The sequence below is a fragment of the Streptomyces sp. SM18 genome (assembly GCF_002910775.2).
GTDB lineage: Bacteria > Actinomycetota > Actinomycetes > Streptomycetales > Streptomycetaceae > Streptomyces > Streptomyces halstedii.
This window is the reverse complement of sequence record NZ_CP029342.1, coordinates 3,355,199-3,370,143: the sequence shown is the minus strand read 5'-3', so window position 1 is coordinate 3,370,143 and position 14,945 is coordinate 3,355,199. Positions and strand designations below refer to the sequence as shown.

General features: G+C 71.9%; 14 protein-coding genes. 6 read left to right on the top strand and 8 right to left on the bottom strand.

Annotation, left to right across the window (positions count from 1 at the left end; all coding sequences use genetic code 11):
• Positions 1–3 precede the first annotated feature (3 nt).
• Together B9S64_RS14955 and B9S64_RS14950 are read right to left on the bottom strand one after the other, a co-directional pair.
• Positions 4–777, bottom strand: coding sequence for an SURF1 family protein (locus tag B9S64_RS14955; RefSeq protein ID WP_103490566.1), 774 nt, complete (start codon positions 775–777; stop codon positions 4–6).
• 252 nt (positions 778–1,029) lie between these two features.
• Entirely contained in the window at positions 1,030–2,907 is a 1,878-nt protein-coding gene (locus B9S64_RS14950; protein ID WP_103490567.1) for a prolyl oligopeptidase family serine peptidase, read from the bottom strand.
• Positions 2,908–2,996: 89 nt separating this feature from the next.
• Here B9S64_RS14950 and B9S64_RS14945 point away from each other — a divergent pair, with 89 nt between their 5' ends.
• Positions 2,997–3,833, top strand: coding sequence for a bifunctional 2-polyprenyl-6-hydroxyphenol methylase/3-demethylubiquinol 3-O-methyltransferase UbiG (locus B9S64_RS14945; protein WP_103490568.1), 837 nt, complete (start codon positions 2,997–2,999; stop codon positions 3,831–3,833).
• A 96-nt stretch (positions 3,834–3,929) separates the two neighbouring features.
• Here the strand turns inward: B9S64_RS14945 and B9S64_RS14940 are convergent, their stop codons facing one another.
• The 3 genes from B9S64_RS14940 to B9S64_RS14930 form a co-directional block, all read right to left on the bottom strand.
• On the bottom strand, positions 3,930–4,724 hold the full coding sequence (locus tag B9S64_RS14940) for an SGNH/GDSL hydrolase family protein (RefSeq protein ID WP_103490569.1): 795 nt from the start codon (positions 4,722–4,724) through the stop codon (positions 3,930–3,932).
• A gap of 361 nt (positions 4,725–5,085) precedes the next feature.
• On the bottom strand, positions 5,086–7,002 hold the full coding sequence (gene htpG / locus B9S64_RS14935) for a molecular chaperone HtpG (RefSeq protein WP_103490570.1): 1,917 nt from the start codon (positions 7,000–7,002) through the stop codon (positions 5,086–5,088).
• 105 nt (positions 7,003–7,107) lie between these two features.
• Positions 7,108–7,782, bottom strand: coding sequence for a TetR/AcrR family transcriptional regulator (locus tag B9S64_RS14930; RefSeq protein WP_103490571.1), 675 nt, complete (start codon positions 7,780–7,782; stop codon positions 7,108–7,110).
• Between the two features lie 119 nt (positions 7,783–7,901).
• On the opposite strand from B9S64_RS14930, the gene B9S64_RS14925 reads away from it, so the two are divergent.
• Entirely contained in the window at positions 7,902–8,453 is a 552-nt protein-coding gene (locus tag B9S64_RS14925) for an NADPH-dependent FMN reductase (RefSeq protein WP_103490572.1), read from the top strand.
• A 105-nt stretch (positions 8,454–8,558) separates the two neighbouring features.
• Here B9S64_RS14925 and B9S64_RS14920 read toward each other — a convergent pair whose 3' ends face one another.
• Together B9S64_RS14920 and B9S64_RS14915 are read right to left on the bottom strand one after the other, a co-directional pair.
• On the bottom strand, positions 8,559–9,491 hold the full coding sequence (locus B9S64_RS14920) for a M56 family metallopeptidase (protein ID WP_103505225.1): 933 nt from the start codon (positions 9,489–9,491) through the stop codon (positions 8,559–8,561).
• 5 nt (positions 9,492–9,496) lie between these two features.
• Complete coding sequence (locus B9S64_RS14915; protein WP_103491342.1) at positions 9,497–9,880, bottom strand: BlaI/MecI/CopY family transcriptional regulator; 384 nt, start codon at positions 9,878–9,880, stop codon at positions 9,497–9,499.
• Between the two features lie 109 nt (positions 9,881–9,989).
• On the opposite strand from B9S64_RS14915, the gene B9S64_RS14910 reads away from it, so the two are divergent.
• Positions 9,990–10,565: a TerD family protein gene (locus tag B9S64_RS14910; protein WP_028442074.1), complete on the top strand. Its 576-nt coding sequence runs from the start codon at positions 9,990–9,992 to the stop codon at positions 10,563–10,565.
• Positions 10,566–10,700: 135 nt separating this feature from the next.
• The gene (locus B9S64_RS14905; RefSeq protein WP_103491341.1) at positions 10,701–11,285 is read left to right on the top strand and encodes a TerD family protein; all 585 of its coding nucleotides are present in this window, start codon (positions 10,701–10,703) and stop codon (positions 11,283–11,285) included.
• A 34-nt stretch (positions 11,286–11,319) separates the two neighbouring features.
• Here the strand turns inward: B9S64_RS14905 and B9S64_RS14900 are convergent, their stop codons facing one another.
• Positions 11,320–11,586, bottom strand: coding sequence for a GlsB/YeaQ/YmgE family stress response membrane protein (locus tag B9S64_RS14900; protein WP_103491350.1), 267 nt, complete (start codon positions 11,584–11,586; stop codon positions 11,320–11,322).
• Positions 11,587–11,876: 290 nt separating this feature from the next.
• Between B9S64_RS14900 and B9S64_RS14895 the strand changes: the two genes are divergently transcribed.
• Together B9S64_RS14895 and mgtA are read left to right on the top strand one after the other, a co-directional pair.
• Entirely contained in the window at positions 11,877–12,248 is a 372-nt protein-coding gene (locus tag B9S64_RS14895) for a metalloregulator ArsR/SmtB family transcription factor (RefSeq protein WP_037877895.1), read from the top strand.
• Positions 12,241–14,913, top strand: coding sequence for a magnesium-translocating P-type ATPase (gene mgtA / locus B9S64_RS14890; protein ID WP_103491340.1), 2,673 nt, complete (start codon positions 12,241–12,243; stop codon positions 14,911–14,913). The genes B9S64_RS14895 and mgtA overlap by 8 nt, the downstream gene beginning before the upstream one ends.
• Positions 14,914–14,945 lie beyond the last annotated feature (32 nt).

The following is a 14,945-nucleotide window of genomic DNA, read 5'->3' as shown; positions in this document are numbered from 1 at the left end:
CGTTCAGTCGGCGTCGGCCGCGAGGCCCAGCCGTATGTCGCGGGCGGCCTCCGCCTCGCGGCGGACCAGCCGGAACCACATGAAGAGCACGAAGCCGGCGAAGACGAACCACTCGCCCGTGTAGCCGAGGTTCTGGAAGGCCTTCAGGTCCAGCCCGCTGCCCTGCGCCGCGGCGGCGGGCACCGGCTTCAGGGTGGTGCCGCCCGGCTCCGGCTCGGTCAGGGTCACCCAGGCGTCGTAGACGTCGTACGGGACGAGGTTGACCAGCGAGGCGGCGCTGATCATGCCCAGCTGGCCCTCGGGAAGCCCGCCCCGGAGGTCGACCCCGGTGCTGCCGGTGTTCTCCGACGCCTGGAGATCGCCGGTCACGGTCACCTCGCCGGCCGGAGCCGCCGGAACCTCGGTGGAGTCCGGTGTGCCGGGAAGCCAGCCCCGCACCACGGGCAGTGCCTTGCCACCGTCGGTGCGCAGCAGGTTCAGCACGTAGAAGCCGGTCCGGTCGTCCAGCTCGCGTCCGGGGACCAGGAACTGGTCGGCGTACGACCCCGTCGCCACCGCCGCACGGCCGGAGGACTCTGTCGTGACCGGCAGCAACTCGTCGAGCGGCTTCACGGCCCGGGTGCCGGGGTCGGGCCGGTTCTCGGCCTCCTCGTGCGACTGCACGCGGTCCTCGAAGCGGCCGAGCTGCCAGGTGCCCATGAACACGCAGAACGGGATGGCCAGCACGACGAAGAGGTTGATTCCCCACCATCGCGGGGTCAGCAGGAACCGGTACACCCCTCCACGGTACGGTTCCCCGCTCCGGCCCCCGGGAGCGGGGTGCACCATTTATCCGGACCCTACGTGCTCCGGGCGCCCCCAGGGGCCGGTGCGCGGCTGCCCGGTGAGGCCGCCACGTCCCCGTCCGGCACCGGACGGCCCCCCGGCCGGGACCGGAGCGGACTCCCGTCCGGGGAGCGGTAGTTACCGCCCTCGCGCCCGCATGTCCGCCCCCTTCGTGTCCGCCCCCGGCCCCCGTGCCCCTCCCGCTCATGAGGCCGGGCCCGCCACCTCCCCCTTCCCCAGGTGCCGCAGCGCGAAGTCCAGCTCCAGCCGGACCTGCTTGATCCGCTCCTCCACCACGAGCGAGCCGTGCCCCGCGTCGTAGCGGTAGACCTCGTGGACCGCGCCACGGGTGGCGAGCCGGTCCACGTAGTTCTCCACCTGGCGGATCGGGCACCGCGGATCGTTGACCCCGGCCGAGATGTACACAGGGGCGCGCACCGCGTCCACGTACGTCAGCGGGGACGACGCCTCGAACCGCTCCGGCACCTCTTCCGGCGTCCCGCCCAGCAGGGTGCGGTCCATCGCCTTCAGGGCCTCCATCTCGTCGTGGTACGCGGTGACGTAGTCGGCGACGGGCACCGCGGCCAGTCCGAGGGTCCAGGAGTCCGGCTGCGTGCCCAGCCCGAGGAGGGTCAGATAGCCGCCCCACGACCCGCCGGCCAGGACCAGCCGTGCCGGGTCGGCGAGCCCCGACTCCACCGCCCACTCCCGGACCGCCGCGATGTCCTCCAGCTCGATCAGCCCGACCCGGTGCTTGAGCGCGTCCGTCCAGGCGCGCCCGTATCCGGTGGAACCGCGGTAGTTGACACGGACGACCGCGAATCCGTGGTCGAGCCACGCCGCCGGACCGGACGCGAAGGTGTCACTGTCGTGCCAGGTGGGCCCGCCGTGTATCTCGAAGATGGTGGGGAACGGGCCTTCGCCGTCCGCCGGGGTCTGCACCAGGGCGTGGATCCGGCCCCCCGGACCCTCGACCCACGCGTCCCGCACCGGCTCGGACGCCGGTGCCTCGGGACCCGGCGGGTCGAGGACGACGGCGCCGGTCGTGGACCGTACGACGGGTGGCCGCGCGGCCGACGACCACAGGTACTCCACCGAGCCGTCGGGCCGTGCCGTGGCACCGGAGACCGTCCCGGCCGGGGTCTCGACGCGCTCCGGCCCCTTCGCCCCCGGCTCGTACCGCCAGAGCTCGCCGCGGGCCTCGAAGCTGTGCTCGACGAGCAGGGCCGAGCCGTCGGGATACCACTCGGCGCCCACGTCACCGGGCAGCTCGACGGGCAGGTCCGTCTGGGTCCCGGCCACCGGATCCCAGATCATCGGCTCCCAGCGCCCCCGCCGCTGGTGCCCGACGAGCAACCGGGTGTCGCCCGCCACCGGGGCGAAGCCCAGCACCGACAGACCCAGCTCCTTCGTGCCGCCCTCGGTGTCGTCCAGCTCGGCGACCGTCGAACCGTCGAGGCGCACCACGCGCAGCGCGGAGTGCATCGCGTCCCCGTGCTCCGTGTGCTCCAGGACGATCAGCGTGCCGTCCCGGGAGAGGTCGCCGACCCCGGCGGACTCCCGGTGCCGGTAGATCTCGACGGGGCTCTCCCCGGGCCGCACCACATGGATCGTCGTGCCGTCCTCGTCCGTCGAACGCCCGACCACCGCGGTCCCGTCCCGGCCGATCGCGAGCCCCGCCGGATAGGAGGGTTCGAGACCGGGTGTCGCGGGTTCGTCCGGCCCGCCCTCGAAGGGCTGCCGCATCCATACGCCGAACTCGTCGCCGTCGGTGTCGGAGAACCACCAGACCGAGGCGCCGTCCGGTGTCAGCACCCCGTCCGTGGTGCCGTTGGGCCGGTCCGTGACCTGGCGCTGTCCTCCGGTCGCCCGGTCCCAGGCGTACAGCTCGTACGTGCCGGTGGCGTTGGACACGAACAGCGAACGGTCCGGCGCGTCCTCGGCCCAGTCGGGCAGGGACACCCGGGGCGCGCGGAAGCGCTGCTCCCAGCGGGGCAGCCGCTCCCACGCGGGGTCCGGTTCACGCGGATCCGGTGTGCGCACCCGCTCGGGTGCGGACGTGTCCTTCTGTGCGTCGCTCATGGCTCCATACAACCCGATGTGCCGGTCCACCGGTGAGCCTGTGGATAACCGATCGCGCCCACCCCCAGGCTGTGGGTAACTTTCCCCGCATGTACGCACCGACACCGGACGACTGGCACGAGGCCAACCGCGCGCGCTGGGACGAACGCGTGGCCATCCACGCGGCGGGCGACTTCTACGACCTCGACTCCTTCCGCGCCGGGAAGGACGCCCTGCGCGACTTCGAACGCGCCGAGGTGGGCGACGTGCGCGGCCGCACCCTGCTGCACCTGCAGTGCCACATCGGGCTCGACACCCTGTCCTGGGCCCGCCACGGCGCCGCGCGGGTGGTCGGCCTCGACTTCTCCGAGCCCGCCGTGGAGACCGCCCGACGTCTCGCCCGGTCGCTGGACCTGCCGCCCGAGCGCGCGTCGTTCGTCGTCGCGGACGTGTACGACGCGGCCGAGGCCGTGCCGGACTCCGCGTACGACATCGTCTACACCGGGCTGGGCGCGCTGAACTGGCTGCCCGACCTCAGCCGTTGGGCGGAGACCGTCGCGTCCCTGGTCCGGCCGGGCGGCTTCCTCTACCTCGCCGAGTTCCATCCGCTGACGGACTGCCTGGACGACGAGACCGGCTCGGCCGTCACGTACGACTACTTCAGCCGTGACGCGTGGGTGGACGACACACCCGGTACGTACGCCGACCGCGAGGCCGAGACCGTCCACAACCGCAGCGTCGAATGGCAGCACCCCCTGGGCGAGGTCGTGTCCGCCCTGGCCGCCGCCGGCCTGCGCGTCGACTTCCTCCACGAGCACGACGCCTCGCTCTTCGCCCGCTACCCGGCGCTGCGCCGGCACCCGGACGGCTACTACCGCTTCCCGGCCGACCGCCCGCGCATTCCGTTGATGTACTCGATCAAGGCGACCCGGCCGGCCGGCGGCTGACCGGCCGCGGCCCCCACCGGGCCGCGTACGCGCGACGGCACCACCCGGGCCGCCCGGGTGGTGCCGTCGCAGGTGTGGGGGGAGGGAACTCTCTGCCTACACCGCCGAGCGGAAGGCGGGCAGATACCCGTTCGACTGCCCGATGGCCTTCGGGTGGTAGGAGTTGGTGACCGGGAGCGTCACACTGTGGAGCCAGGGGTCGCCCGAGCACAGCTCATGCCCCGTGAACTCGTCCACCACGCTGGAGTAGGTGAACCCGGCGTCGGCCGCCCGCTTGGCGATCACCCCGTTGAGGATGTCCGAGGCGTCGTTGATCGCACCGCGCTCCTTCTCGGTGAGACCGGCGATGCAGCTGCCCGAGATCTTGTAGAAGCGCGGGTAGCCCAGCACCACCACATGGGCCTGCGGGGCACGCGCGTGGATGCCGCTGTACAGCGAGTCGAGCTTCCCCGGAAGCGTGGTCTGCGCCTGCGAGACGGCGGTGTTGACGCGGCTGACGCAGGTGGCCTCGCTCTGGAGCACGCAGGTCTGCATGACGTCCGCGAACCCGACGTCGTTCCCTCCCGCGGTGACGCTGACGAGCGTGGTGGAGGCGGAGAGGGCGCCCAGTTGACCGCTGGACACACTGCTCGTCGTCGCGCCCGAACAGGCGACGGAGGTGAACGAGGACGGCGCGTTCGCCGCCGCCCAGAGGTAGGGGTACGACTTGGTGCTGCGCTTGCAGTCACCGGACTCGGACGTGTAGCTCCCGGCGCCCACTCCGGAGGAGTAGGAGTCGCCGAGAGCGACGTAGTTGGCGCCGGCGGCGGAAGCCGGCTGTGCCAGGCCGAGCACAGCCGCGGCACCGATGGCGAGCGTCGAAACGGAGGCCCAGAAGGTACGTACTGACATGGCTGTCAGCCCTTCGAAGTGTGGGGGACGGGTGGGGAGTTCGTGGGGCGTCCACGTTTGTAGCAGCTCCCGGTACCCGTCGGTAATAGCCGCGAAAGAAGTCGTCTGATATGCCCGAATGCTCGTTCGGTCGGGGAAGCTCCGCGCGTAGATAAACCTCCAACCGCCCCTCAAATGGGTGAAGTTGTGGATCTATCGCGCGGTCGCGTTGACTTCTTCGCTCCATTCCCCGTTGCCCCCGGACGCTCCCGCGCCTCATCCGGCTGACGGTGCCTCAGTACGGCGTACGGGGCGTGCCGCGACGTACGAGAGCGGCCGCCGGGGGAACCCGACGGCCGCTCTCGTACGGAAACGGAAGGGCTTACAGCGTGCGCTCCAGCCGGTCGGCCATCAGCCTGCTGAAGCGGGCGGGGTCACTCAGCTCCCCGCCGTCGGAGAGCAGCGCCAGCCCGTGCACCAGCTCGGCGGTCTCCGCCAGTTCCGAGTCGGCCCCGGGCTCGGTGTCCAGTGCGGCGTGTGCCCGCTTGAGGGAGCCGATCAGCGCGTGGGAGGGGTTGAGTTCGAGGATGCGCTTGATCTGCGGCACCTCCTGGCCCATGGCGCGGTACATGTTCTCCAGGGCCGGGGTCACATCGTGGGTGTCGGAGACGATGCAGGCCGGTGACACCGTGAGCCGCGAGGACAGGCGCACCTCCTTCACGCTCTCACCGAGCCGCTCGGTCATCCAGGTCAGCAGGCCCGCGTACTCCTGCTGCCGCTTCTCGCGCTCCTCCTCGGCCTTCTCCTTCTCCTCGTCGCTGTCCAGATCGACCTCGCCCTTGGCGATGGACTGCACCTGCTTGCCGTCGAACTCCGGTACGGACTGGACCCAGACCTCGTCCACCGGGTCGGTCAGCAGCAGCACCTCCAGGCCCTTGGCCCGGAACGCCTCCATGTGCGGCGAGTTCTCCATGGCGGCACGCGACTCGCCGGTCATGAAGTAGATCTGGTCCTGGCCCTCCTTCATGCGTTCCACGTAGGAGCGCAGGGTGGTCAGCCCCTCCTCGTCCTGGGTGGAGGCGAACGAGGAGATCTCAAGAATCGCGTCACGGTTCTCGAAGTCCTGGAGAAGGCCTTCCTTGAGAACTCGGCCGAACTCCTTCCAGAAGGTGCGGTAGTTCTCCGGGGACGCGGACATCATGTCCTTGACCGTCGACAGCACCTTCTTGACCAGGCGGCGCCGCATCAATTCGATCTGACGGTCCTGCTGGAGGATTTCACGCGACACGTTGAGTGAAAGGTCCTGGGCGTCGACCACGCCCTTCACGAAACGCAGATACGTCGGCATGAGCGCTTCGCAGTCGTCCATGATGAAGACGCGCTTGACGTAGAGCTGCACTCCGCGCTTGTGCCCCTGCATGAAGAGGTCCTGCGGGGCGTGCGACGGGAGGAAGAGCAGCGCCTGGTATTCGAAAGTGCCCTCCGCCTGCATGCGGATGGTTTCGAGCGGGTCCGTCCAGTCGTGGCTGATGTGCTTGTACAGCTCGCTGTACTCCTCGTCGGTCACCGAGTCCTTGGACCGGGCCCACAAGGCCTTCATGGAGTTGACCGTCTCGGTCTCCGGCTCCGCGCCGTCCTCGCCGGGCGTCGCGGCGGCCATGCGGATCGGCCAGGTGATGAAGTCGGAGTAGCGCTTGACGATCTCCCTGAGCTTCCAGGGCGAGGTGTAGTCGAAGAGCTGGTCCTCGGTGTCCTCGGCCTTCAGCCGCAGGGTGACCGACGTGCCCTGGGGGGCGTCCTCGACGGACTCGACGGTGTACGTGCCCTCGCCGTCGGAGTTCCAGCGGGTGCCCTGGCTCTCACCGGCGCGCCGGGTCAGCAGGGTGACCTCGTCGGCCACCATGAAGCTCGCGTAGAAACCGACACCGAACTGCCCGATCAGTTCCTCGGAGGTCGCGGAGTCCTTGGCCTCCTTCCATTCCCGCAGAAACTTCGCCGTTCCGGAATTGGCGATGGTTCCGATCAGTTGCACGACCTCGTCGTGCGACATTCCGATCCCGTTGTCGCGCACCGTCAGCGTGCGCTTGTCCGGGTCGGTCTCAAGAGCGATGTGGAGGTCGGACGTGTCCGCCTGGAGCGTTTCGTCGCGAAGTGTTTCCAGCCGCAGCTTGTCCAGCGCGTCAGAGGAGTTGGAGATCAGCTCGCGCAGGAATACATCCTTGTTCGAATAAATCGAGTGGATCATCATCTGCAGGAGCTGACGAGCTTCCACCTGGAACTCGAATGTCTCGGCCGGCATGAGTGCGGGATTCCTTTCCGGAGTACGTGAGTTGAGCCGAGGCATATCGTAACCAGCCGCGGTCGCACCGATGCGCCGCTTGCCGAAGTCCGGTCCCCGCGAGGCCTACGGCCCGGCGCAGAGCCGGGTGACGAGGTCGTGCCAGCCCTGGTCCAGTCGCTCGATCGGCATGCCCCGGTCCGTCGTCAGGTGGTGGACGAGGGCGGCGTCGACCGAGCCGAGCAGGGTGTGGGCGAGCAGCTCCACGTCTCCCTCCGCGCGGGCCTGGCGCAGCAGCATGGCGACATGGCTGATCCGCAGGCGGTTCGCGGGCACGGCGTAGGTGCGCAGCGGGTCGGTGCGGGAGGCCAGGATCAGCTCGTGGTGCTCGCGCTCGTGGCGCATCAGGGCGGGCCCGAAGGCGTGCAGCCGGTCCAGTGCCGGGGCGCCGGGGCCCATGGGGGGCGGGCCGGAGAGGAAGGCGGCCTGGAGCAGGCCCTCGCGGTGGTTCATGAGCGCGATGAGGAGGCCGGTGCGGTCACCGAAGCGCCGGAACACGGTCCCCTTGCCCACACCGGCGGCGGCGGCCACCGACTCCATGGTCAGGTTCGTGGCGCCGCAGCCGGCCATCAGGCGTGAGGCCGCTTCCAGCAGCAGCGTGCGGTTCCGCGCCGCGTCCGCCCGCAGCCGCTCGGGTTCGCCGGTGCTCGCGAGCGGAAGCGTCGTGCGCGCATCCCCGGAGCCGGAGCCGGAGCCGGAGCCGGGCGGCCGGGGCGGCGAAGGGACAGCGGAGCCGGTCATGGCTCCAGCCTAACGGCACCCGCCGGAAGTGGACTGTGGTCCGTTTGAGGTGGTACACATTTAAACGGACCACGGTCCGCTTGCTTGCGCATCCTTGTCTCTCTCCTGGGAGTTCCCCCATGCCTGTCCGCATCCTCGCCCTCGTCGGAAGCCTCCGCTCCGGTTCCCACAACCGCCAGCTCGCCGAGGCGGCCGCCAAGCACGCGCCCGCCGGTACCGGTGTCGAGATCTACGAGGGCCTGGCCGAACTGCCCTTCTACAACGAGGACCTGGACGTCGAGGGCGGCGTCCCCGCCGCGGTCGTCCGGCTGCGTGAGACGGCGGCACGCGCCGACGCCTTCCTGCTGTTCTCGCCCGAGTACAACGGCACCATGCCGGCCGTCCTGAAGAACGCGATCGACTGGCTGTCCCGCCCCTACGGCGCCGGTGCCCTCACCGGAAAGCCGGTCGCCGTCGTCGGCACCGCCTTCGGCCAGTACGGCGGCGTCTGGGCCCAGGACGAGGCCCGCAAGGCCGCCGGTGGCGCCGTGCTCGCTGACGTCAAGCTCTCCATCCCCGGCTCCGTGACCCGCTTCGCCGAGCTCCACCCGGCCGAGGACGCCGAGGTCGTCACCTCGCTGACCGAGGTGCTCCGTCAGGTCGCCGAGCAGGCCGCGCCCGCCGCCGCCTGACCACGGTCCCGCCGCCGCGTGCGGCGCTCCTCGCCGTCCGGTGGCCCGTGGCCCCCTCGCCGTCCCCACGGCGAGGGGGCCACGGGCTTTCCCCGGAGCCACCGGTCACAGGGGGGTGGCCGCGTGCAGGAGCAGCAGCAGGGTGACCGCCGAGTTGGCCGAGAACATCGCCGACAGGGCGGCCCCGGTGGCCGCCGTCCACAGGGCCAGGCCCACCGCGGTGGAGAGCGGCGGCCAGGCACGCGCGACGGGCGCCGGACCGAGGAGCGCCGCGACCCGGCGGGGGAGCGGACCCGGCGCGGCGAAGCCGGCGAGGGCGGGCGTGGGCGTGCCGCGCGAGACGAGCGCGGCCTTGCCGATCGCGCGGGCCACGGTCCGGCGGCTGCCGACGGTACGGGCGGCCTCCTCGTCCGCCCAGCGCTCCGCCGTGTAGGCCACGGCCGTCCGCAGGGGCCGCAGGAACGGGTTCGCGTCGGCGGCCAGCCGGACGAGCAGCAGATGGCGGTGGTGCCGCGCCGCCAGGTGGACGCGCTCGTGGGCGAACAGCGCCCGGCGCTCCGGGGAGTCGAGGCAGGCCAGCATCGCGGTGGACACCACGATGCGGTCGCGTCCCCCGCCGGGCAGGGCGTACGCGTACGGCCGGTGGTCGGGCAGGACCGCCACCTCCGTACGCGGCAGGGCCTCCAGGGCCTCATGGGCCCGCCGCCGTACCCGGCGGTGGCGTACCAGCGTGCGCAGGCAGCTCGCGAAGACCACGACCAGCGCGACGATCGCGGCCTTCCCGGCGACCTCGTGGTACGGCACGCTCGCCCGTACCTCGGGGTCCGACCAGCCGTCCGGCAGCGGGTTGCCGGGGAGCTGGGCGGTGCCGACCACCATCAGCAGGATCAGGCACACGGTGCTGCACAGGGCCATGACGGCACAGACGCCGGTCAGCAGCCGCGTGGCGGTGCGGGGGTGGAGGCGCTGTTCGGCCAGGCGCGCCACCGGCCAGGCGGTCAGCGGCAGGACCAGGGGGAGGAAGACGAAGATGCCCATGCGCGTCAGCCCCCGTCGCCGGCCTGGTGCAGCAGCTCGCGCAGCACCTGTTCGTCGTCCGCTGGCAGCGCGGTGATGAAGCTGGCGAGGACCGCGCGGCGGTCCTGCTCGCCGTCCAGGACCCGGTGCATCTTCAGCGCGGCGAGCCCCGCCTGGTCCGCGGCGGGCACCCAGACGAACGAGCGGCCCTCGCGCCGGCGTGTGACGGCGTTCTTCGCCAGCAGCCGGGCCAGCACCGTCATCACGGTCGTGTACGCGAGACCGGCCGTCAGGTGCTCCCGCACCCAGCCCGCCGTCACCGGTACCCCGGCGTCGTGCAGCGCCCTGAGCACCTGAGTCTCCAGCGCGCCCTGGGCCCTGCGCCCGCGGTGCGGATCCGTCTGGGTCACGTGCCGTCTCCCTTCCACAGCCTCCCCCTTTATTTCTACAGTGTTGTAGATTTTAGATCGGGGTCCGGGCTTCGGACCCCGATCGACCGCGAGTACGGAGAGATGAACCATGGGCGTTTCCCTGGCCAAGGGCGGCAACGTTTCGCTGAGCAAGGAGGCCCCGGGCCTGTCCGCCGTCCTTGTCGGACTGGGCTGGGACGCACGCGGCACCACCGGCGCCGACTTCGACCTCGACGCCTCCGCCCTGCTGCTGACCACCGCCGGCAAGGTCGTCTCCGACCAGCACTTCGTCTTCTACAACAACCTCACCAGCCCGGACGGCTCCGTCGAGCACACCGGTGACAACCTCACCGGTGAGGGCGAGGGCGACGACGAGTCCATCAAGGTCAACCTGTCGGCGGTGCCCGCCGAGGTCGACAAGATCGTCTTCCCGGTGTCGATCCACGAGGCCGTCTCGCGCGGCCAGAGCTTCGGCCAGGTGCGCAACGCCTTCATCCGCGTGGTGAACCAGACCGGCGGCACCGAGATCGCCCGCTACGACCTGTCCGAGGACGCCTCGACCGAGACCGCGATGGTCTTCGGCGAGCTCTACCGCCACGGCACCGAGTGGAAGTTCCGCGCGGTGGGCCAGGGGTACGCCTCCGGCCTGGCGGGCATCGCGTCCGACTACGGGGTCAACGTCTGAGACCCGCCTCCGCCCACGGCCCGGGGCACCGGAGTCCCGCCCTGATCCGGGTCCCGGCCGGCGGAGCGGGGCGGGACCCGGCGCACGGCCGGCCGTTCCCGAACCATCCAGCGACAGAAAGCGAGACGACGACGCATGTCGGTCAACCTGACCAAGGGCCAGCAGATCAGCCTGAGCAAGTCCGACGGCAGCACGCTGAGTTCCGTACGCATGGGGCTCGGCTGGAAGGCCGTGCAGCGCAAGGGGTTCTTCGCGAAGCTGGCGGGCACCCGGGAGATCGACCTGGACGCCGCCGCCCTGCTGTTCACCGGTGGGCAGCTGGCCGACGTGGTCTTCTTCCAGCACCTGACCAGTGACGACGGATCCGTACGGCACCTGGGGGACAACCTCACCGGTGGCGACGGGGCCGGCGGCGACGACGAGGTCGTCCTGGTGGACCTCGGGCGCGTCCCTGGCCATGTCGACCAGATCGTCTTCACGGTCAACTCCTTCACCGGGCAGACCTTCGCCGAGGTGGAGGACGCGTTCTGCCGCCTGGTCGACGAGAACACCGGCCAGGAGCTGGCCCGTTACACCCTCAGCGGCGGCGGCACGTACACCGCCCAGATCATGGCCAAGCTGTACCGGACGGGCGGCGGCTGGCAGTTGAAGGCCATCGGTGAGCCCGCCGCGGGCCGGACCTTCCAGGACCTGCTGCCCGCCGTCGCCGCGCACCTGTGAGTCGGGCGGCGGCTCGGGCGGGACGGCGGCCGGGTCAGTTGCGCGAGTTGCCGAACAGCAGCCGGTAGCCGATGAGGAGGACCAGGGAGCCGCTGATCGCCGCACCCCAGGTGTAGAGGTCGAAGAACTGGTTCTCCACCGGGCGGTCCAGGAAGCGGGCCGACAGCCAGCCGCCGACGAACGCGCCCGCGATACCGATCAGGGTGGTACCGAACAGCCCGCCCGGGTCGCGGCCGGGCAGCAGGATCTTGGCGATGGCTCCGGCGAGCAGGCCGAGGATGATCCAGCCGATGATGCCCACGTCGTTGTCCTCCAGTCGGGTCGTGCCGGTGGGTGTCCGACGGACACCCACCGGCACGTAGTTGCTTGATTGCGCAATCCTATGAACAGTTCGAAGCTCTGACGAGCCTCCTCCGGGGTTCGGGTCCGATCGGTGACGAGGTGCCGAAGTCCGTCACGGGATCGTCACCGGCCCGTCACCCCGCGGGGCGGAGCCGCCCCGCCTCCCGTAGCGGGCGCGGCACGCCCGGACGCCTACACTGGGTCGGCGCGTGTGCGGCAGCTGTGATGCGGGAGGGACGGGAGAGGACCTTGGCGGAGAACGTCGCTGGCTTCGGGGATCCGTCCGCCGAGGTGCTGGCGGACGCGGCCGCCGCGTTCGGCCTGCTCGCCTCCTCGGCCCGGCTGCACATCATGTGGGCGCTGTCGCAGGGCGAGAGCGACGTCACGCACCTCGCCGACCGCGTCGGCGGCGCGCTGCCCGCGGTCAGCCAGCACCTGGCGAAACTGAAGCTCGCCGGACTCGTACGCTCCCGCCGTGAGGGCCGCCGCCAGGTCTACTACGTCGACGACCCCGACATCGTGACCGTGGTCCGGGTCATGGTCGGGCAGCTGACCGTGCGCTCCCACCAGGCCCACCAGGCCCACGCGGCGGTGACCAGGCTGCCCGGAACCGGTGGCTGAGACCACCGAGGCCTCGGGCCGGGCCGCCGGGGCACCCGCCCCCGCGGCCGTACCCGGACCGGGACACGGCCGGGACGCGGCCGGGGCCCCCGGCCCCGGTCCCACGGCGCCGACCGTGCTGGAGGTGCTGCGACGGCTGGACAGCGGCCCGCGCGGCCTGACGGAAGCGGAGGCCGAGGAGCGGCTGGCCCGGTCGGGCGGCAACACGGTCCCGGGCCGGCGCCCCGCCTCCTGGCCGCGCCTGTTCGTCCGCAGCCTCCGGGACCCGTTCACGGCCGTACTGGGATGCCTCGGCCTCGTCTCGGCGCTCGTCCTCGCCTGGGGCGCCGCCTCGGTGATCCTCCTGCTGGTCGCGGTGAGCTGCGTCCTGCGCGCGTCCGGCGAACACCGCGCCGACCGGTCCATGGCCGGACTGCGGGAGCTGGTCGCGACCACGGCCACCGTGCTGCGGCGCGCGGACGGGGAGGAGGCGGCCGCTGCCCGCGAGATACCCGTGAACGACCTGGTACCGGGGGACGTCGTCCGCCTCGGGCCCGGCGAGCTGGTCCCGGCGGACGTACGACTGCTGCGGTCGAGCGGGCTCACCGTGCACCAGGCCGCGCTGACGGGGGAGTCCGCACCCGTCGCGAAACACGCCGAAGACACCCCCGGCAGGACCGGCGGCGGGGTGTTCGAGCAGCCGCAGCTGTGCTTCCAGGGCAGCAGTGTCGCCTCCGGGAGCGCCACGGCGGTCGTCACCGCGACCGGCGGGCACACCCGGTTCGCCGCCGCTCAGGACCGGTACCCGGGGCCGAGGGAGGCGAGCGCCTTCGACCGGTCGGTCCACGGGATCTCGTGGACCCTGATCCGGTTCATGCTGCTCACCCCGCCCCTCGTGCTGATGGCCAACGCGGCGCTGCGCGGGCGGGGCCTGGAGACACTGCCGTTCGCCGTCGCGGTGGCGGTCGGGCTGACGCCGGAGATGCTGCCGGTGCTCGTCACCACCTGCCTGGCCCGGGGCGCCTCGCTGCTGGCCCGTACCCACGGGGTGATCGTCAAGCGGCTGCCGGCGCTGCACGACGTCGGCGCGGTGGACGTGCTGTGCCTGGACAAGACCGGCACCCTCACCCAGGACCGGCCGGTCGTCGACCGCGCCATCGGGGCGGACGGCCGGGACGACCCGGACGTGCTGCGCTGGGCCGCCGTCAACGCCTGGTGGACCTTGCAGCTCGCCGACCTGCCGGTGCCGGACGCCCTGGACGAGGCGATCCTGGACGCGGCCGACGAGGACGCGCTCACGGCGTACGACGGGACGGCGGCCGTCCCCTTCGACCCGCTCCGCCGCCTCGCCACCGCCGTCGTCCGCACCCCCGGCCGTCTCGGCCGGCACACCCTGGTCGTCAAGGGGGACGTCGAGGCGGTGCTCGGCCGCTGTGTCCTCACCGAGGACGCACGCGAACGGCTGCGCGGCCTCGCCGCCGAACAGGCCGAAAGCGGCGTACGCGTGCTGGCGGTCGCCACCGCGGAACGCCGGGCACGCACCCGCGCCTACACGCCCGCCGACGAACGCGGCCTCACCTTCCACGGCCTGGTCACCCTCCGGGACGCGCTCACCCCCACCGCCGCCGACGCGCTCGTCGTCCTGACCGGGCAGGGCGTCACGGTCAAGATCCTCACCGGCGACCACCCCGGCACCGCCGCCCGCGCCTGCCGCGACCTCGGCATCCCCGTCGCCGACGACGCGGTGCTCACCGCCGACCGGATCGACGGGCTCACCGACACCGAACTCTCCGAGCTGGCCGGCCGTACGACGGTCTTCGCCCGCTGCACCCCCGAACACAAGGCCAGGGTCACCCTGGCGCTGCGGGACGCGGGGCACACCGTGGGATTCCTCGGTGACGGCGTCAACGACCTGCCCGCCCTGAGCGCCGCCGACGTCGGCATCGCCCCGCGCGAGGCCGCCGACGTGGCCCGCGAGGGCGCCGACGTGGTGCTCGCGGAGAAGGACCTCACGGCCATCGCCCACGCGATCAGCGCGGGCCGGCACGCGAGCGGCAACATCGCCACGTATCTGCGGGTCACCCTGTCCTCGAACCTCGGCAACGTCATCGCGATGCTCTCCGCGGGCCTGCTGCTGCCGTTCCTGCCGATGCTGCCGGCCCAGGTGCTCGCGCAGAACCTCTGCTTCGACGCCGCCCAGCTCGCCTTCGTCCACGACCGCCCGCACCCGTCGGAGCTGCGGCGGCCGACCGTGCTGCGCCCGCGCGAACTCCTGCGGTTCATCACCGGGTTCGGCCTGCTCAACGCCGTCGCCGACCTCGCGACCTTCGGGGTCCTCGCGATGGCCCTGTACGGCCCGGGGACCGGCGACGACGAGGCGGCGTTCCACTCCGGCTGGTTCACCGAGAACCTGCTCACCCAGGCCCTGGTGATGCTGCTCCTGCGCATCGGCCGACGCGGCGCCGAGGGGCGCAGACCGGGACCGGTCGCCTGGGCCGCGGCGGCACTGGCCGCCATCGGACTGCTGCTGCCCCCGTCACCGCTCGGCCCGCTGCTCGGCCTGACCACACTGCCGGGCCTGTACTACCCGCAGCTCGCCGCGGTCCTGGGGCTGTACGCCGCCGGCCTCCTGGCGGCACGGGCGCGGTACGAGCGACGGCACGCGGGGGACGCGGACGGGCGGTGAGGCGGGTCCCCCCGGGGCCCGAGCGGATGGAG